The organism is Streptomyces barkulensis, assembly GCF_002843305.1.
Taxonomy (GTDB): Bacteria; Actinomycetota; Actinomycetes; order Streptomycetales; family Streptomycetaceae; genus Streptomyces; species Streptomyces barkulensis.
This window is the reverse complement of record NZ_PGSG01000025.1, coordinates 220,539-238,731: the sequence shown is the minus strand read 5'-3', so window position 1 is coordinate 238,731 and position 18,193 is coordinate 220,539. Positions and strand designations below refer to the sequence as shown.

15 protein-coding genes are annotated in these 18,193 nt (G+C 73.4%); 9 read left to right on the top strand and 6 right to left on the bottom strand.

Translation table 11 applies throughout. The features are described from left to right. From CUT83_RS05615 to CUT83_RS05595, 6 genes are all read left to right on the top strand, one after another. On the top strand, window positions 1-531 hold a 531-nt coding region (locus tag CUT83_RS05615), incomplete at its 5' end, for an HAD-IC family P-type ATPase (RefSeq protein ID WP_143688499.1). A gap of 285 nt (window positions 532-816) precedes the next feature. Continuing rightward, window positions 817-936, top strand: coding sequence for a keywimysin-related RiPP (locus tag CUT83_RS29655; protein ID WP_107415231.1), 120 nt, complete (start codon window positions 817-819; stop codon window positions 934-936). A 19-nt stretch (window positions 937-955) separates the two neighbouring features. Then, entirely contained in the window at window positions 956-2,860 is a 1,905-nt protein-coding gene (locus CUT83_RS05610) for an asparagine synthase-related protein (protein ID WP_101254764.1), read from the top strand. Beyond that, entirely contained in the window at window positions 2,857-3,108 is a 252-nt protein-coding gene (locus CUT83_RS05605) for a lasso peptide biosynthesis PqqD family chaperone (protein WP_101254727.1), read from the top strand. Before CUT83_RS05610 ends, CUT83_RS05605 begins: the two co-directional genes overlap by 4 nt. Further along, window positions 3,105-3,662, top strand: coding sequence for a lasso peptide biosynthesis B2 protein (locus CUT83_RS05600; protein ID WP_107490853.1), 558 nt, complete (start codon window positions 3,105-3,107; stop codon window positions 3,660-3,662). The genes CUT83_RS05605 and CUT83_RS05600 overlap by 4 nt, the downstream gene beginning before the upstream one ends. Beyond that, on the top strand, window positions 3,628-5,472 hold the full coding sequence (locus tag CUT83_RS05595; protein ID WP_107490852.1) for an ABC transporter ATP-binding protein: 1,845 nt from the start codon (window positions 3,628-3,630) through the stop codon (window positions 5,470-5,472). The genes CUT83_RS05600 and CUT83_RS05595 overlap by 35 nt, the downstream gene beginning before the upstream one ends. A gap of 458 nt (window positions 5,473-5,930) precedes the next feature. Here the strand turns inward: CUT83_RS05595 and CUT83_RS05590 are convergent, their stop codons facing one another. Together CUT83_RS05590 and recD2 are read right to left on the bottom strand one after the other, a co-directional pair. Then, window positions 5,931-7,235, bottom strand: coding sequence for a citrate synthase (locus tag CUT83_RS05590; protein WP_101254725.1), 1,305 nt, complete (start codon window positions 7,233-7,235; stop codon window positions 5,931-5,933). Window positions 7,236-7,367: 132 nt separating this feature from the next. Further along, a complete protein-coding gene (recD2, locus tag CUT83_RS05585; protein ID WP_101254724.1) occupies window positions 7,368-9,590 on the bottom strand; it encodes an SF1B family DNA helicase RecD2 in 2,223 nt (740 codons plus the stop codon). A 495-nt stretch (window positions 9,591-10,085) separates the two neighbouring features. On the opposite strand from recD2, the gene CUT83_RS05580 reads away from it, so the two are divergent. Beyond that, window positions 10,086-10,328 (top strand): hypothetical protein, encoded by a 243-nt coding sequence (locus CUT83_RS05580; RefSeq protein WP_101254723.1) that lies wholly within the window; start codon window positions 10,086-10,088, stop codon window positions 10,326-10,328. Between the two features lie 108 nt (window positions 10,329-10,436). Here the strand turns inward: CUT83_RS05580 and CUT83_RS05575 are convergent, their stop codons facing one another. The 3 genes from CUT83_RS05575 to CUT83_RS05565 form a co-directional block, all read right to left on the bottom strand. After that, the gene (locus tag CUT83_RS05575; protein WP_240957698.1) at window positions 10,437-11,243 is read right to left on the bottom strand and encodes a sugar phosphate isomerase/epimerase family protein; all 807 of its coding nucleotides are present in this window, start codon (window positions 11,241-11,243) and stop codon (window positions 10,437-10,439) included. Between the two features lie 83 nt (window positions 11,244-11,326). Next, window positions 11,327-12,505: a dihydrodipicolinate synthase family protein gene (locus tag CUT83_RS05570; protein ID WP_101254721.1), complete on the bottom strand. Its 1,179-nt coding sequence runs from the start codon at window positions 12,503-12,505 to the stop codon at window positions 11,327-11,329. Then, window positions 12,502-13,671: a Gfo/Idh/MocA family protein gene (locus CUT83_RS05565; protein ID WP_101254720.1), complete on the bottom strand. Its 1,170-nt coding sequence runs from the start codon at window positions 13,669-13,671 to the stop codon at window positions 12,502-12,504. Before CUT83_RS05565 ends, CUT83_RS05570 begins: the two co-directional genes overlap by 4 nt. Window positions 13,672-13,787: 116 nt before the next feature. Here CUT83_RS05565 and CUT83_RS05560 point away from each other — a divergent pair, with 116 nt between their 5' ends. Together CUT83_RS05560 and CUT83_RS05555 are read left to right on the top strand one after the other, a co-directional pair. After that, entirely contained in the window at window positions 13,788-14,897 is a 1,110-nt protein-coding gene (locus CUT83_RS05560; RefSeq protein WP_101254719.1) for a LacI family DNA-binding transcriptional regulator, read from the top strand. A gap of 132 nt (window positions 14,898-15,029) precedes the next feature. Further along, window positions 15,030-16,418 (top strand): hypothetical protein, encoded by a 1,389-nt coding sequence (locus tag CUT83_RS05555; protein WP_143688497.1) that lies wholly within the window; start codon window positions 15,030-15,032, stop codon window positions 16,416-16,418. Between the two features lie 117 nt (window positions 16,419-16,535). On the opposite strand, the gene CUT83_RS05550 is transcribed toward CUT83_RS05555, so the two are convergent. Further along, window positions 16,536-17,963, bottom strand: coding sequence for a S28 family serine protease (locus CUT83_RS05550; protein WP_101254717.1), 1,428 nt, complete (start codon window positions 17,961-17,963; stop codon window positions 16,536-16,538). Window positions 17,964-18,193: the final 230 nt, after the last annotated feature.

Sequence of the window (18,193 nt, the reverse complement as noted above, 5' to 3'; positions counted from 1 at the left end):
GACGCCGTCAAGCCCACCAGCGCCGAGGCCATCACCCGGCTGCGCGCCCTCGGACTCACCCCCGTCCTGCTCACCGGCGACAACCGGGCGGTGGCCGAATCCGTCGCCCGCGAGGTCGGGATCGACGAGGTGATCGCCGAGGTCATGCCCCAGGACAAGGTCGATGTCGTCAAGCGCCTCCAGAGCGAGGGCCGCTCCGTGGCCATGGTCGGCGACGGCGTCAACGACGCGGCCGCCCTCGCCCAGGCCGACCTCGGCCTGGCCATGGGCACCGGCACCGACGCCGCCATCGAGGCCGGCGACCTGACCCTGGTCCGCGGCGACCTGCGCACCGCCGCCGACGCCATCCGGCTGTCGCGTCGCACTCTGGCCACCATCAAGGGCAACCTCTTCTGGGCCTTCGGCTACAACGTCGCCGCCCTGCCGCTGGCCGCTTCCGGTCTGCTCAACCCGATGATCGCGGGAGCCGCCATGGCCTTCTCCTCGGTCTTCGTGGTCACCAACAGCCTGCGGCTGCGCGCCTTCCGCTGACCGGTCCGGGGCGTTCGCCCCGGACCGCCCATGTCGTCGGCCGGGCTCGGTTCCGAGCCCGGCCGACGACATGGGCAGACAGCCGATCATACGAGCACCAAGTGGTTTCTATGGCAAATCCAGGCTTCCGCCGGCCGCCCAGGATGGCGCAAAAGTGCGTTGCGGGCCCGCCGACCCCACTGTGAGTGTGATCCCGTCCGTCACTCCAGCAACAGCCCGCACACCGTGTGTGAACGTTCGCACCAGTACACGGCTGTTCTGTCGACAGAGGAGAGTGCGCACGACATGAAGCAGAAGAAGACCTATGTGAAGCCCGCCCTCTTCGACCAGGGGAGCTTCCGCAAGAGGACCGCGGGCTACTTCTTCGGGAAGTACAAGGAGTACTTCAGCCGCCGGTTCGTCTGACCGTCCCGTGGTGGAGAAGATGCCCGGTCACCTGCGTGACTTCTTCGCGGTCCTCCCGGACACGGCCGAAGGGCAGGCCGTGGCCGGGCGTCTTCGCCCGGGCGGCCCGGGCGGCCCGGCGAAGGCGGCGGACGAGGGGACCGTCCACCATCCCTCGGGGCGCCCCTGGATCGTCTTCCGCCTCCCCTTCCGGCAGGTCAGCCATGTCACGCGCGGCGACGACTCCCTTGTGCTGATCGGCCCGAACCGCGTCCCCGAGGCCGACCTCCTCGGCCTCCTCGGCCCGGCCCGCGACACCGCCGACCTCCACCGCCGGCTGACCCGGCTGCCCGGCCTCCACCACGTCGTCTCCCGGGTGGGGGACGAGGTCTGCGTGCGGGGTACGGCGTCCGGGCACCGGCGCGTCTACCACGCCCGGTGCGCCGGCGGACGTGTCGCCTCCGACCGGCCCGCCCTCCTGGCCCACCTCACCGGGGCGGGAATCGACGACGGCGCACTCGCCCTGCGCCTGCTGGACTTCGTCCCGCACCCGCTGCGGCACCGCCCCCTGTGGCACGGTCTGGAGGAGGTCGACCCGGCGTACGCGCTCAGCCTGCGCGAAGGCCCCGGCGGCCCCCGCCACACCGTGTGGCGCTGGTGGCAGCCGCCCGAGCCGGAACTCGGCACGGAGCGGGGCGCCCCCCTCCTGGCCGCCGCGCTGGCGGACTCCGTCCGCGCCCATCTGGCCGGGCACACCCGGATCAGCTGCGAACTCTCCGGCGGGCTGGACTCCACCTCCGTCGTCTTCCTGACCCGGCGGACACCGGGCGAGCGGGAGACGGCGCTGCTGACCGTCGCCGCGCGGGACGGCCACTCGGAGGACGAGACGTGGGCCCGCCGGGGCGCTCAGGACGCCCGCCGCGGCGCCGGGCGGACCGTCGAGCACCATGTCGTCCCGGCCGGCGACGCCCCGCTGTTCTACGCGGACCTGGGGGGCGGCGCCCGGGAGCTGTTCGACGAGCCGTTCCCCGTCGCCCCCGCGCGGGCCAGGGCGTATCTGCTGCTCAGCCGCGCCGCCGCCACCGGATCCCGCTACCACCTCACCGGCTACGGCGGCGACGAACTCTTCAACGGCCTGCCCTCGGCCTGCCTGGATCTGCTCCCGGGCAGCCCGCTGAAGGCGTGGAACCGGATCGGCGCGCTGCGGCACCAGTACGGCTGGCCTCTGTGGCCCACCCTGCGCGGCCTGCTGGCGCGCCCCTCGTACGCCTCCTGGCTGGCCGGCGCCGTCACCCGCGAGCCGCCCGACGACCGCGGGCCGCGGCTGTCCTGGGGACCCCGGCAGTCGCTGCCGCCCTGGCTCACCGGTGACGCCGGGGCCCTGATTCTCGACGAACTCCGCTCGGCGGCCGGGCACGCCGAGCCGCTGAGCCCCCGCCCCGGACGGCACACGGACCTGGACACCGTCCGGGCCGGGGCCCGCGGCTTCCAGGCGCTGGAGGACGTGGGCGTCACCGCCGGCCTGCCGGTGGCCGCGCCGTTCTACGACGACCGGGTGGTCGAGGCCGTCCTCTCCGTCCGCGTCGAGGACCGGGTCGTCCCCTGGCGGTACAAGCCGCTGCTGGTGGAGGCGATGCGCGAGGTGGTGCCCGACCGCCTGCTGGCCCGGACCACCAAGGACCACATGTCGGCCGACGACGTGCGCGGGCTGCGCGAACACTCCGCCGAGCTGCGCGCGCTGTGGGACGGCTCCCTGCTGGCCCGCCGCGGGCTCGTCGACGCCGCCCGGCTCGGGCGGCTGGCCGACGACCCGTACTCCCCCGTCCTCCAGCAGTACCCGGTCGACTCCACGGTCTCCTGCGAGACCTGGCTGCGGACGGCCGAGGACGCCTGGCCGGCCGGGGAGGAACACCGCGATCCCGACAGGAGCGAGGCGATCTCGTGAAGCTCAGACAGGGTGTGGCCATGACCACCACCGAGTACGGCGCCGTGCTGCTCGACGAACGCAGCGGTTCCTATTGGCAGTTGAACGAGTGCGGCACCATCGTGGTGGAAGCGCTCGCCCAGGGGCGGGGCCGGGACGCCGCCGTGGAGCGGCTGCTGGAGGAGTACGACGTCGGCCGTGCCGAGGCCGAGGCGGACGTCGCGGAGCTGACCGGCCGGCTGGTCGAGGCGGAGCTCCTCGCGCCGTGACCACCGAGATGACCATGCCCCGCCGCGGCTCCGGCTCCGGCGGCGTCCGGGTGCGCACGGCCGTCGCCGCGGCCCTGGTGCTGAGCCGGCTGCGTCCGGGGCGGCTGCGCCGGGTGCTGACCAGAGTCAGCCGCGGCGCACGTCCCGCCGGGTACGAGGAGACCGTGCGCGTGTACGAGGCGGTGGTGGCCACCAGCCGCAGATGCGCCGGCTGGTACGGCTGCCTGCCGCGCTCCGTGGCCATCGCCCTGGCCTGCCGGATGTCGGGGGTGTGGCCCGACTGGTGCGCGGGGGTGCGCAGCGCGCCGCCCTTCTCCGCGCACGCCTGGGTACGGGCCGGGGGCAGGGCGGTCGGGGAGCAGGAGCCGGACGGCCTGCGGCCTCTGATGACGGTGACGGTGGGCGGAGGGGACGGCGGTGACTCGGGCGAAGGCCCCAGTGGTTCCGGCGGCGGGACCGGCGGCGGGAGCGGCGGCGGGAGCGGCGGCGGGGCCGGCGGCGGGAGCGGCGGATCGGGCCGTGGAGCCTCCGGCGGCGGAGCCGGGGAAGGCTGAGGACCGGGGGCCGGCCGCCGGCCCCTCCCCGGTGCGGCTGCTCCTGGAACAGATCCGGCCGCACCGGCGGGTCCTGGTCGGCGGAGGGCTGCTGTCCCTGCTCGGCTCCGGCGCGGACCTCGCCATGCCGATGATGGCCAAGCACGCCGTGGACGCCTTCGCGGACGGGCGCTCACCCGTCCGCCCGCTGCTCGTCCTCACGCTCGTCGTGCTCCTCGGGGCGTTCCTCGCGGCGGCCGGCGGATATCTGATGGCGCGCACCGGCGAGGCCGCCGTCCTGCGGGCCCGGCGGCGGCTCGTCGGCCGGATGCTGCGGCTGCGGGTCGCGGCCGTCGACCGGCTCACCCCCGGCGACCTGCTCTCCCGCGCCACCGGTGACACCTCGCTGCTGCGCACCGTGCTCTCCCGCAACGTCGCCGACGCGGTCACCGGGGTGCTGGTCCTGCTGGGCACCGTCGTTCTGATGGCGGTCGTGGATCTCGTCCTCCTCGGGGTCACCCTCCTCGCCGTACTCCTCGCCCTGGGCCTGCTCGCCCTGCTCATGCCGAGGATCCAGCGGGCGCAGCACCAGGCGCAGGAGGCGGTCGGCGCGATGGGCTCGGCGCTGGACCGCGCGCTGCAGGCGTTCCGCACCGTCAAGGCCAGCGGGGCCGAGGAACGCGAGACCGCGGCCGTCTTCGAGGCGGCCCGGCGGGCCCACGACCGCGGTGTGGCGGTGGCCTGGTGGAACTCGGTCTCCGACGTCACGACCTCCGTGGCGATGCAGTTCGCCTTCCTCGCCGTGCTGGGGGTCGGCGGCGCCAGGGCCGTCTCCGGAGCGATGGAGATCTCCTCCCTGATCGCCTTCCTTCTCTACCTCTTCACCCTGATGGGCCCTCTCGGCCGGCTCACCGACGGCTGGAGCGGCCTGAGCAGCGGACTGGCCGCGGTGCGGCGCATCCGGGAGGTGGAGGAGCTGCCGGGCGAGTGTCTAAACAGCGGGCCGGCTCCGAAGGGGGTGCCCCCGAAGGGGACGCCGCCGAAGAGGGTGCCACCGCTCGGGGTCGCCTTCGAGGACGTGGTCTTCGGCTACGGCGACGGACGGGAGCCGGCGCACCGGGGGATGACCTTCGAGGTGCCCGCCGGCGGTCTGACGGCGCTCGTGGGCCCCTCCGGCGCCGGGAAGTCGACGGTGTTCGCGCTGCTGGAGCGCTTCTACGAGCACGACGCGGGCACCGTGGCCGTCGGCGGGCGCGACATCCGCCGCTGGCCGCTGGCCGAGCTGCGGTCGGCGATCGCCTATGTCGAGCAGGACGCGCCCGTACTGGCCGGAACCCTGCGGGAGAACCTGCTGCTGGCCGCTCCGGACGCAGCGGAGGGGGAGGTGCGGCGCGCGGTGTCGCGCACCCGGCTCGACGGCCTCGTCGAGCGGCTGCCCGGGGGTCTGGACGCACAGGTCGGCCACCGGGGGGTGACGCTGTCGGGCGGCGAGCGCCAGCGGATCGCCATCGCCCGGGCGCTGCTGCGCAGGCCCGGGCTGATGCTGCTCGACGAGGTGACCTCGCAGCTCGACGCGGTCAACGAGGAGGCGCTGCGCGAGGTCGTGGTGGAACTCGCCGCCGAGACCACCGTCCTGACCATCGCGCACCGGCTCTCCACGGTGGTGCGGGCCGACCGCATCGTGGTCATGGAGGGCGGCCGGGTGCGCGCGGTGGGCCGCCACGCCGATCTGCTGCGCTCGGACTCGCTGTACGCCGGGCTCGCCGCCACACAGCTCGTGACGGACCGCTCCCCCGCCCGGACCGCGAAGGGCTCCTGCGGGCCCCCGTGAGCGCCGCACGGCGGGACTCCCGCGGCAAGGCCCCGCACACACAGAAGCGCCCCGAGCGACGAGTCCCCCCACGGGCCCGTCGACGGGGCGCCTCCTCTTCCCGGTCATGGACTCCCCCCACGGGATCCTGGCCGGGTGTCTGCCGGGCGGTGTACGGGCGGGAGGGCCGCTCAAGCTCCCCCGAGGCACACCGCCTGCGGACCACCGTCCTCGTCCCCCACAGACGAACACGGCGGGCGGCGGCGGCTCCGCCGGAGTACCGACGCCACCCCATAAGACACACGAGTCCGCCGAATGGTTACCCCTCTTTATGTGTGACCTGTGTCACTCTTCTTCACGTCTCCTCCACCGCCCCGCCGCACCGGGAACACGCCGCGGGCCCCGTTCCGCACCCTGGAAGGGTGCGGAACGGGGCCCGCGGGGGCCGCGGCAGGCGGCCTGGACGCCCGGACGTCCGCTCAGCGCTGCTCCACCGGGACGTAGTCGCGCTCGACGACGCCGGTGTAGATCTGACGCGGACGGCCGATGCGGGAGCCCGGCTCCTTGATCATCTCGTGCCACTGCGCGATCCAGCCGGGCAGGCGGCCGAGCGCGAACAGCACGGTGAACATGGTGGTCGGGAAGCCCATGGCCCGGTAGATCAGACCGGTGTAGAAGTCGACGTTCGGGTAGAGGTTGCGCTCGACGAAGTAGTCGTCGGCCAGCGCGTGCTCCTCCAGCTTCAGCGCGATGTCCAGCAGTTCGTCGGACTTGCCGAGCGCGGAGAGGACATCGTGCGCCGCCGCCTTGATGATCTTCGCCCGGGGGTCGAAGCTCTTGTAGACGCGGTGGCCGAAGCCCATCAGCCGGACGCCCTCCTCCTTGTTCTTCACCCGGCGGATGAAGGAGTCGACGTCACCGCCCTCGGCCTTGATGCGCTCCAGCATCTCCAGCACCGACTGGTTGGCGCCGCCGTGCAGGGGGCCCCACAGGGCGCTGATCCCGGCGGAGATGGAGGCGAACATGTTCGCCTGGGAGGAGCCGACCAGGCGCACGGTGGAGGTCGAGCAGTTCTGCTCGTGGTCCGCGTGCAGGATGAGCAGCTTGTCCAGGGCGCTGCTCACCACCGGGTTGAGCTCGTACTCCTCGGCCGGGACCGAGAAGGTCATGTGCAGGAAGTTCTCGACGTAGCCCAGGTCGTTGCGCGGGTAGACCACCGGGTGGCCCACCGACTTCTTGTACGCGTACGCCGCGATGGTGGGCAGCTTGGCGAGCAGCCGGATGGTGGACAGGTGCCGCTGCTGCTCGTCGAAGGGGTTGTGGCTGTCCTGGTAGAAGGTGGACAGCGCGCTCACCACCGAGGAGAGCATCGCCATCGGGTGGGCGTCCCGCGGGAAGCCGTCGTAGAACCGTTTGACGTCCTCGTGGAGCAGGGTGTGCTGGGTGATCTCGTTGCGGAAGCCGGCCAGCTGGTCGACCGTGGGCAGCTCTCCGTTGATCAGCAGGTACGCCGTCTCGAGGAACGTGCCGTGCTCGGCGAGCTGCTCGATCGGATACCCGCGGTAGCGGAGGATGCCCTTCTCGCCGTCGAGAAAGGTGATCGCCGACTTGTACGCGGCGGTGTTGCCGTAACCGGAGTCCAGGGTCACCAGACCGGTCTGGGCGCGCAGCTTGGAGATGTCGAAACCACTGTCACCGACAGTGCTGCCGACCAGCGGGAAGCTGTACTCGCCGTCCCCGTACCGCAGTACTACTGCGCCATCGCTTTCACGGTGTTCGCTCACGTCATCCCTCACCGACGTAGTGCCTCATCTTCGAGTGCCCTGTCCTCGTCCCACTGTCTCCCATTCGGTGCGGTGCGGTGCACTCGGGGTCGGCCAGCAGGCCCGCGGGTGGCACGGAGTGCCTCCGGAAAGTTACGCGGGGTGCGGCGTGCCGCGCAATCGGTGGTCCAGTGCGGTGCAGCGCCGCCCCGCGGAGACCGTCCGCACGGCCTGGCCCAGGGCCCTGCGCGACCCCACCAGCACCACGAGGCGCTTGGCCCTCGTCACGGCCGTGTAGAGCAGGTTGCGCTGGAGCATCATCCAGGCGCCGGTGGTGACCGGGACGACCACCGCCGGGTACTCGCTGCCCTGGGAGCGGTGGATGGTCACCGCGTAGGCGTGCGCGAGTTCGTCCAGTTCGTCGAAGTCGTAGCCCACCTCCTCGTCCTCGTCGGTGCGCACCGTCAGGCGCTGCTCCTCCGTGCTCAGGGCGGTGACCACGCCCACCGTGCCGTTGAAGACCCCGTTGGCTCCCTTCTCGTAGTTGTTGCGGATCTGAGTGACCTTGTCGCCCACCCGGAAAACCCGTCCGCCGAATCGCTTTTCGGGCAGATCGGGCCGGCCTGGGGTGATGGCCTGCTGGAGCAGCCCGTTGAGCGTGCCCGCGCCGGCCGGGCCCCGGTGCATCGGCGCCAGCACCTGCACGTCGCGGCGCGGGTCGAGGCCGAACTTCGCCGGGACGCGCCGGGCCGCCACGTCGACGGTGAGCCGGCCGGCCTCCTCGGTGTCGTCCTCCACGAAGAGGAAGAAGTCCGACAGGCCCTGGGTGATGGGCGGGACCCCGGAGTTGATGCGGTGGGCGTTGGTGACCACTCCGGACTGCTGGGCCTGCCGGAAGATCCGCGTCAGCCGCACCGCCGGGACCGGGCTGCCCTCGGCGAGCAGGTCGCGCAGCACCTCGCCCGCGCCCACCGACGGCAACTGGTCCACGTCCCCCACCAGCAGCAGATGGGCTCCCGGTGCCACCGCCTTGATCAGCTTGTTGGCCAGCAGCAGATCCAGCATGGACGCCTCGTCGACGACCACCAGGTCGGCGTCCAGCGGCCGTTCCCGGTCGTAGGCGGCGTCCCCGCCGGGCTTGAGCTCCAGCAGCCGGTGGACGGTGGAGGCCTCCGCCCCCGTCAGCTCCGACAGCCGCTTGGCCGCCCGGCCGGTGGGCGCGGCCAGCACCACCTTCGCCCGCTTGGCCCGCGCCAGCTCCACCACCGACCGCACGGTGAAGGACTTGCCGCAGCCGGGCCCGCCGGTGAGCACCGCCACCTTCTCGGTCAGCGCCAGCTTCACCGCGTCCCGCTGCTCGGGGGCCAGCTCGGCCCCGGTGCGCTTCGCCAGCCAGGCCAGGGCCTTCTCCCAGTCGACGTCCCGGAAGGCCGGGATGCGGTCCTCCTCGGTGCGCAGCAGGCGCAGCAGCTGGGCCGACAGGGACAGCTCGGCGCGGTGGAAGGGCACCAGATAGACCGCCGAGACCCGCTGCCCGGGGTGCTCCGGGTCGGGGACCTGCTCGCGCACCACCCCCTCCTCCTCGCCCGCCAGCTCGCCCAGGCAGTCGATGACCAGGCCGGTGTCCACCTGGAGGAGCTTGACGGTGTCGGCGATCAGCCGCTCCTCCGGCAGGTAGCAGTGCCCCTGGTCGGCCGACTGCGACAGCGCGTACTGCAGCCCGGCCTTCACCCGGTCGGGGCTGTCGTGCGGGATGCCCACGGCCTGCGCGATGCGGTCGGCGGTCAGGAAGCCGATGCCCCACACGTCGGCGGCCAGCCGGTAGGGCTGGTTGCGCACCACCGAGATCGAGGCGTCGCCGTACTTCTTGTAGATGCGCACCGCGATCGAGGTGGACACCCCCACCCCCTGGAGGAAGACCATCACCTCCTTGATCGCCTTCTGCTCCTCCCACGCCGCGCCGATCAGCTTCGTCCGCTTCGGGCCGAGGCCGGGCACCTCGATCAGCCGCTCCGGCTCGTTCTCGATGACCTCCAGGGTCTCCAGCCCGAAGTGGTCCACGATCCGCTCGGCGATCTTCGGGCCGATGCCCTTGATCAGGCCGGAGCCCAGATAGCGCCGGATGCCCTGGACGGTGGCCGGCAGGACCGTGGTGTAGTTCTCCACGGTGAACTGGCGGCCGTACTGCGGGTGCGAGCCCCAGCGGCCCTCCATCCGCAGCGACTCCCCCACCTGTGCGCCCAGCAGCGAGCCGACGACCGTGAGCAGCTCGCCGCCGCGCCCGGTGTCGACACGGGCGACCGTGTAGCCGTTTTCCTCGTTGGCGTAGGTGATGCGCTCGAGGACGGCCTCGAGGACGGCGGGTTGGAACGACATGTCACAGACCGTAACTCCGGGGACCGACAACCGGAATCCCGGCAGTGGGTACGGGCCGGAGCGGGGCTGGTGCGTGGCGGTGCCGGGCCCCGCCGGAGGCGGGGCGGAGCGGAAAGCCCCGGAAACGTTACGAGGGGCCCGGCCTGAACGGCCGGTGCCCCTCGTGTCCCCCCGCCGGTCTCACCCTCCCCCGAGATCCCTCCCCGGTTCGACCGACACCCGCTATGACCCGCGGGGGGCCGGAAGGGTTGCACTGCGGAACAAGATTTTTTCCGCCGGTTCTCCCGCGATGCCTCCGCGGCGGGCGGCGGAAGTGGAGCGGAAGTGGAGCGGAAGTGGAATCGGCGCGGGGCCGGGTACCCGGCCCGGGCTTCCCCGGGACCCCACCGGGCCGGTCCGGCCGGCGGCTCCGGCGGACGGGAGCGGCGGGAGGCTCCGGCGGGCGGGGACGGCGGGAGGCGGCCGTGACGGCATTCGACAGTGAGGAGAGGGCGTATGAGCGGGTGGACGCCATCCCAGGCCGAGGGCGAGCGGGACGACGAGGAGGGCATCGACCAGTCACGCGGGCTGCACGAGCGGCACGAGGCCGAAGCCGCCGCGCGGAAGGGGGCCGCGCGGAAGGGGGCGGCGCGGAAGACCGCCGGCGCCGGGGAGAAGGGCCCGGCCGGCACGCCTTCGCAGGCCGAGGGCGGCAGGGGCGCGGAGGGCGCCGAGCAGGACCGCGGCGGCGCACGGTGACGCCGCCGTCGCCTCCCGTGCGGACGGGAGGCGACGGCGGCCCGGCGCGGTCCGCGGCGCGACGGTGGCGGACCGCGCCCGTCCTCACAGCCCTGGCGGGATCCGCCCCTACAGGACGTGGGCGCGGAAGCGCTCCACGGTCTCCGCGAGCGCCTCGCGGCCGTCGCGGTCCCACAGGGCCTCGTTGAAGATCTCCACCTCCGTCCAGCCGGTGTAGCCGGCCGCCGCCACCCGGTCGCGCCAGAAGCGGAAGTCGACCGAGCCGTCCCCGAGCTGCCCGCGGCCCAGCAGCACGCCCGCCGGCAGCGGGGTGCACCAGTCGGCGAGCTGGAAGGCGGCGATGCGGCCGCTTCGCCCCGCCCGGTCGATCTGCGCGGGCGCCCGGTCGTCCCACCAGATGTGGTACGTGTCCACGACCACGCCGACCTGCTCGGCCGGGAAGCGCTCGGCCAGGTCCAGGGCCTGTCCGAGGGTGGAGACCACGCAGCGGTCCGAGGCGAACATCGGGTGCAGCGGCTCGATGGCCAGCCGCACCCCGCGCCCGGCCGCGTAGGGGGCCAGTTCGGCCAGCGCGTCGGCGATCCGCTCGCGGGCGCCGTGCAGGTCGCGGTCGCCCTCGGGCAGCCCGCCGCAGACCAGGACCAGGGTGTCGGTGCCGATCCCGGCCGCCTCGTCGACCGCCGCCCGGTTGTCCTCCAGCGCCGTGCGGCGCGCGGCGGGGTCGGCGGCGGTGAGGAAGCCGCCGCGGCACAGACTGGTGACGGTCAGGCCCGCGTCCCGCACCAGACGGGCGGTGGCCTCCACCCCGTACTTCCGCACCGGTGCCCGCCACAGGCCGACGCCGCCGACGCCCAGCGAGGCGCACGCCTTCACCAGTTCGGGCAGGGAGAGCTGCCGGACGGTCTCCTGGTTGATGGAGAAACCGCCGGGACCACCGGGACCGCCGGGGCCGGCGGGGCCGCCGGAGCCAGGGGTCCCGGGGGCTTCGGGAAACTCGTTCACGCCGCCACCCCGTACACCGCCAGCAGGTGCCGCATCCGCGCCTCGGCCAGTGCCGGGTCGGGGAACAGCCCCAGGGAGTCGGCCAGTTCGTACGCCCGCGCCAGGTGCGGCAGCGAGCGCGCGGACTGCGCCCCGCCGACCATGACGAAGTGCTCCTGGTGCCCGGCCAGCCAGGCGAGGAGGACCACGCCGGTCTTGTAGTAGCGGGTCGGGGCCTGGAACAGGTGGCGGGACAGCTCGACGGTGGGGTCCAGCAGCTTGCGGAAGCCCACCGGGTCCCCGGTGTCCAGCACCCGCACGGCCTCGGCCGCCAGCGGAGCCAGCGGGTCGAAGACGCCCAGCAGGGCGTGGCTGAAGCGCCCGCCGGCCGCGGGGTCCTCGCCCGCGATCAGCTCGGGGTAGTTGAAGTCGTCGCCGGTGTAGCAGCGCACCCCGCCCGGCAGTCGGCGGCGCAGCGCGACCTCGCGGCCCGCGTCCAGCAGGGAGATCTTGACGCCGTCGACCTTGTCGGGGTGCTCGGCGATGACGGCGAGGAAGGTCTCGGTGGCGGCGTCCAGGTCCTCGCTGCCCCAGTAGCCGGTGAGCGCCGGGTCGAACATCGGGCCGAGCCAGTGCAGGATCACCGGCTCGGACGCCTGGCGCAGCAGGTGCCCGTAGAGCTCCAGGTAGTCCTCGGGACCCCGGGCGAGGGCGGCCATGGCGCGGGAGGCCATCACGATCGCCTGGGCGCCGGCCTCCTCCACCACGGCGAGCTGTTCCTCGTAGGCGGCGCGGACCTCGTCCAGGGAGGCGGCGGGAGCGGTGAGCTGGTCGGTGCCCACCCCGCAGGCGATGCGGCCCCGGCAGGCGGCGGCCTCGGCGGCGGAGCGGCGGATCAGCTCGGCGGCCGCGGCCCAGTCCAGGCCCATGCCGCGCTGGGCGGTGTCCATGGCCTCGGCGACCCCGAGCCCGTGGGACCACAGGTGGCGGCGGAAGGCGAGCGTGGCGTCCCAGTCGACGGCGGCCGGGCCGTCGGGCGTCACGTCGGCGAACGGGTCGGCGACGACGTGGGCGGCGGAGAACACCGTGCGGGAGGCCGGCGGCGGGCTCCCGGCGGCGGGGACGGCGGGCACCGCGGGCTCGGTGCGGGGGGCGTACTCGCGCAGGACGCCGCAGGCGTCGGGCAGGCGGATCACAGGCTCAGCTCCGGTACGTCGAGGCGGCGGCCCTCGGCGGCCGAGGCCAGGCCGAGTTCGGCGAGCTGGACGCCGCGGGCGCCGGCCAGCAGATCCCAGGTGTAGGGCTCGTCCAGCGCCACATGGCGCAGGAAGAGCTCCCACTGCGCTTTGAAGCCATTGTCGAACTCCCCGCCCTCGGGGTGGTTGTCGGGCACTTCCTGCCACTGGTCGCGGAAGGACTCGGTCACCGGCAGGTCGGGGTTCCACACCGGCTTCGGGGTGGCGGAGCGGTGCTGGACGCGGCAGGTGCGCAGTCCGGCGACGGCCGACCCCTCGGTGCCGTCGACCTGGAACTCCACCAGTTCGTCGCGGTTCACCCGCACGGTCCAGGAGGAGTTGATCTGTGCGACGATCCCGCCGTCGAGCTGGAAGATGCCGTAGGCGGCGTCGTCGGCGGTGGCCTGGTACGGCTTGCCCAGCTCGTCCCAGCGCTGCGGGACGTGGGTGGCGGTGACGGCCTGGACGGTGCGCACCCGGCCGAACAGCTCGTGCAGGACGTACTCCCAGTGCGGGAACATGTCGACGACGATGCCGCCGCCGTCCTCGGCCCGGTAGTTCCACGAGGGGCGCTGGGCGGGCTGCCAGTCGCCCTCGAAGACCCAGTAGCCGAACTCGCCGCGCACCGACAGGATGCGGCCGAAGAAGCCGCCGTCGATCAGTCGCTTGAGCTTGAGCAGCCCCGGCAGAAAGAGCTTGTCCTGCACCACGCCGTGCTTGACGCCGGCGGTGCGGGCCAGCCGGGCCAGTTCCAGCGCGCCGTCGAGGCCGGTGGCGGTGGGCTTCTCGGTGTAGACGTGCTTGCCGGCGGCGATCGCCTTGCGGATGGCGGCCTCGCGGGCGGAGGTGACCTGGGCGTCGAAGTAGATCTCGACGCTCTCGTCGGCCAGTACGGCGTCGAGGTCGCAGCTCACGGCGTCGGGGTCGAGGCCGTGGCGCTCGGCGAGCGCCCTCAGCGCGTGCTCGCGGCGCCCGACGAGGACCGGTTCGGGCCACAGCACATCGCCGTCGCCCAGCTCCAGTCCGCCCTGCTCGCGGATGGCGAGGATGGAGCGGACCAGATGCTGGCGGTATCCCATCCGGCCGGTGACGCCGTTCATGGCGATCCGTACGACCCTGCGTGTCATGAGCTTCCCTCTCGCTTTAGAAAGCGCTTTCTATCCCATGGCAAGCTAGCCTGCCCACAGCACTCACGACAAGACCCGCAGACGACACCCGCGGAAGAACCGCACCGGAGGAATCGATGGCAGTGACGCTGGCGGACGTGGCGGCCCGGGCCGGGGTCTCGGCGGCCACCGTCTCGCGCGTACTGAGCGGCAACTATCCGGTGGCCGGGGCCACCCGCAGCCGGGTGCTGCGCGCGGTGGAGGAGCTGGAGTACGTCGTGAACGGGCCGGCCAGCTCCCTGGCCGCCGCCAGCTCCGATCTCGTCGGCGTCCTCGTCAACGACATCGCCGACCCGTTCTTCGGGATCATGGCAAGCGCCGTCCAGTCGGAGATGGAACCGGATAAGGCCGGCGGGAAACTGGCGGTGGTGTGCAACACCGGCGGCTCCCCCCAGCGCGAACTGACCTACCTCACGCTCCTCCAGCGCCAGCGCGCCGCCGCCGTCGTCCTCACCGGCAGCGCGGTGGAGGACCCGGAGCACGCCGAGGCGCTGTCCGCCCGGCTGCGCCGGCTGGCCGCCGCCGGCACCCGGGTGGTGCTGTGCGGCAGGCCGCCGCTGCCGGAGGCGGACGGCGACGGCCCCCCGGACGGGGGTGTGCCGCTCACCGTGGCCTTCGACAACCGCGGCGGCGCCCGCCGCCTGACCGAGCATCTGCTCGCCCTCGGCCACCGCCGCATCGGCTATGTCGCGGGCCCGGCCGAGCGCACCACCACCCGGCACCGGCTGGAGGGCCACCGGGCCGCCCTGGCCGACCACGACCGCGATCACGGTCATGACCTGCTCGCGGAGGCCGGACGCCTCACCGTGCACGGCGCGTACGACCGCTCCTCCGGCTACGACGGCACCCTGGAGCTGCTGCGCCGCGAGCCGGGCCTGACGGCCGTGCTGGCCGCCAACGACACCGTCGCCCTCGGCGTCTGCGCCGCACTGCGCGAGGCGGGCCTGGGCATCCCCGGGGACGTGTCCGTGGCCGGCTTCGACGACCTGCCCTTCAGCGCGGACGCCTCCCCCGCCCTGACCACCGTCCGCATCCCGCTCCACGACGCGGGCGCCCGCGCCGGACGGCTGGCGCTGGGCCGGGAGTCGGCTCCCCCCGGAGGCGTGGCGACCGTCCGCACCGAGCTGATGGTCCGTGCCTCGACCGCGGCCCCGCGCGCCGACCGACCTGCTCCACGGGTTGGTTGACGGCCCTTTCGCCCGAGCCGCCCGAGCCGCCCGCGCCGGCCGCCATGGACGATCGGTAGTCTTCGGATGACCTGATCGATGCTACGGGGGGAGTCGGCAGGGAACGCCGCCCCCTGCCCGAGGAGGCGCGCGGTGACAACCGTGAGGAAGGCGCTCGCGGCCGTGGTGGCCGCGGGGCTGCTGGCCGCATGCGGCGGGAGCGGCGACGAGGACGGCACGGGCGGGTCCGGGTCCGCCGCCGGCGGCTCCGGCAAGCCGCCCATCGGAGCCGAGAAGCCGCTCAGGACCCCGGTGAAGGCCCCGGAGGGCTTCGACACCTCCAAGGGCTGGCAGGAGACCGTCACCTGGCTGCCGGAGGGCGCCCGGACCGCGCCGGTGGACGCCGCGCCCGAAGCGGGGGTCGTCGCCTTCCTCCAGCGCGACGGCGGGGCCTACACCGTCGAGGCCCGTGACGCGGTCACCGGCGCCCTGCGCTGGAAGGGCGAGCCGTGGGAGCCGCCGGCCGCGGAGGACGACGGAGGCCTGTCCATGCGGGCGCCGCGGATCCCCCGGCTCCTCGTCGTGCACGAGAAGGGGCGCGAGTACGTCGTCGTCTGGGCGCACGGCCTCCAGGGCGAGGACGCGCTCAGCAAGGGCGAGAAGGTGATCTCCCTGGCCCTCTACCCGGCCGGCTCGTCCGGGGAGAAGGTCGCCCCCGCCCACACCGTCACCGTCCCGGCCGACACCCGCTCCGGGGACGTCGAGGTGCGCGACGGCGGGGACGGGCTCCTGGTCCGCTGGAAGGACCTCGGCTGGAACGCGGCGGCGGTCGACGTCTCCACGGGCCGGTTCGAGACGTACCGGGCCGACCAGAAACTGCCCGTCTACTGCCGGAAGGTGGGCTGCGGCAGCGGTGAGGTGGGCGCGCTGTCCTCCGCCGGCCCGGTGATCGCGCTCTCCACCCGCGGCTTCGGCGTCGACGGGGGCTGGCAGGCGAGCGACGCCGTTCCGCCGGGCGTCGACACGGAGGAGTACGAGAGGTACAAGGACGGCCGGCTGTGGACGACCGCCGGCGACCACGTCATCTCCTCCTGGACCGCCGAGGACGACCCCCTGGGCCGGCCGGTGTGGGCCGTGCACGACCTGAGTACCGGGAAGCTGGAGATGTCCGCCCCGTGCCGCACGGTGGAGCGGTCGGCCGACGCACCGCCCCGGCCGGTGCTGTCCGCGAACGGCCGCTACGCCGTCATCGGCGCCCTCGCCCTCGACTTCGAACGCGGCAGGGCCCACTGCTTCGGGGAGACCGACCGGCGCAAGGGCGTCCGGCTGCTGTCCGTCGGCGACGACGGCACCGCCTACGGCTTCGCCGGGGGCGACGGGACGACCGAAAGCACGCCCGTCGCCGTCTCCCTCTCCACGGGCGAGCCGGAGGCGCTGCCCCAGGACACCGAGGTGCCGTTCCTGTCGCTGCCGAAGGCGGGCGGCTTCTCGCCGATGGCGGACGGCGGCGGGCTGCTGTTCGTGTTCCACCCGCGCGGCTGACACCCCGTCCGGGCACCCCGTCCGGGCACACGGCCCGTACACACGGCCCGTACACGGAAACGGTGGGCGCGACCGGAGGTCCGGTCGCGCCCACCGTTTCCTCCCGCGGGGCGTGCCTTACGGGCGCAGCATCCGCCGGTCGGCCTTGTCGGCCCGGTCCAGCTTCGCGTCGTACGGCGCGAGCGGCGCCGCCTTCCGCTTCGCGGAGGCGTCGGCGTCGGCGTCGGCGTCCAGGCCGGCCCACCGCATCAGGGCGTCGGTGGCCAGGGCCCTGTCGTCCTCCTCCAGAGCGGCGATGTTCGCGCCGTGGTTGGCGCCGGGCGCGGTCAGGACGTAGGAGTCCTCACTGCCGCGGCCCGGCCGGAAGGGCTCCGCTCCCCACGGGTCGTTCTCGCCGTAGACGAACAGCATCCGCTCGGCGTCCTTGCGCACCCACTTGTCGATGTCGCGCATCGCCTTCCTGTCGAAGCTCATCGGGATCTCGCGCGGGACGTAGGAGCGCGGGTCGTAGATGCCCGGGTAGCGCAGCAGCCCGTCCAGGTGCGGGGTGTCGAAGCTCGGCGCGCCGAGCTGGGTGCCGGCCTGGTAGTAGTACGGCGTGTAGTACTCCAGGCCCTGGTCGGTGTAGAAGGAGAAGCCCGCCACCTGATCGACGAAGCCGTACAGCTCGTCGGTGGTCGCGTCCGCCCCGGGCACCTGGCCGCAATCGGACTCCGAGCCGTACTGCCACCAGGCCCACACCAGGTCCAGGCCGACGTTCTCGAAGGCCTTGTCGGCGCTGCCGACGACCTCGAAGGTGTAGCCCTCCCGCTTCGCCCACGCCTCGTAGCGGGCCACGATCTCGTCGCGGCGCACGAAGACCTCGCGCTGCACGGCGTTCAGCCGCTCGCGGCACTCGGCGGTGGAGACGGTGGCGAAGAACTCGTCGTAGGCCGAGTCCTCCTTGTCGTTGACGTCGTTGGGCGCGACGTAGGCGACCGTGCCGTCCATGTCGTGCGGGTAGAAGCGGCGGTAGTACGTGGCCGTCATCCCGCCCTTGCTGCCGCCGGTGGAGATCCACTCCTCGTCGTAGATCCGGTGCAGGGCGCGGAAGACACGGTGCTGGTCGCTGGCCGCCTGCCAGATGTCGAGCTTGGACCAGTCGGCGGGCCGGGGCCGTGACGGGGTGAAGAAGCGGTACTCCATGGAGACCTGGTTGCCGTCGGTCATCCGCGTCGGCTCGCTGCGCGAGGGCGTGGTGCGCAGCCCGTAGCCGGAGGTGTAGAAGACGGTGGGCCGGTCCTCGCCCCTGTGCAGCACCGTCAGGCGCTGCTCGAAACTGCCCTTCCAGGGCCTGCGGTGGTCGACGGGCTGCCGGTAGCCCAGCACGAGGAAGCGGTAGCCGTCGACCGGCTTCTCCTCGATCAGACGCATCCCCGGTATCGCGAGGATGCGGTCCTCGATGTCGGTCCCGGCCGCGGTGGCGGCCCCCGCCGACGCGCTGCCGACGCTGACGGTGCCGATGAGCACCAGCAGGGTCAGCAGCGCTCTGAGCGCCTTGCGCATGTGTGCCCTCCCGTGGGCTTGTCCGTGAACGCGGCGAACCTATCCGGCGCAACACCTCACCCGCCAGGGCGGGTTGGCGCCGGAACCCCGGAGACCGCGCCCGTCCCGTACCGCTCCGCGCACCGTTTTGGCCGGCGCCCGGGGGGAGTTCACCGGTTTGTTACCGGCGTTTGCAAAAATTCCACGGCACCCCGACGCCCGTCCCGGTGCCGTTCCGCGCCGCCCGCGCG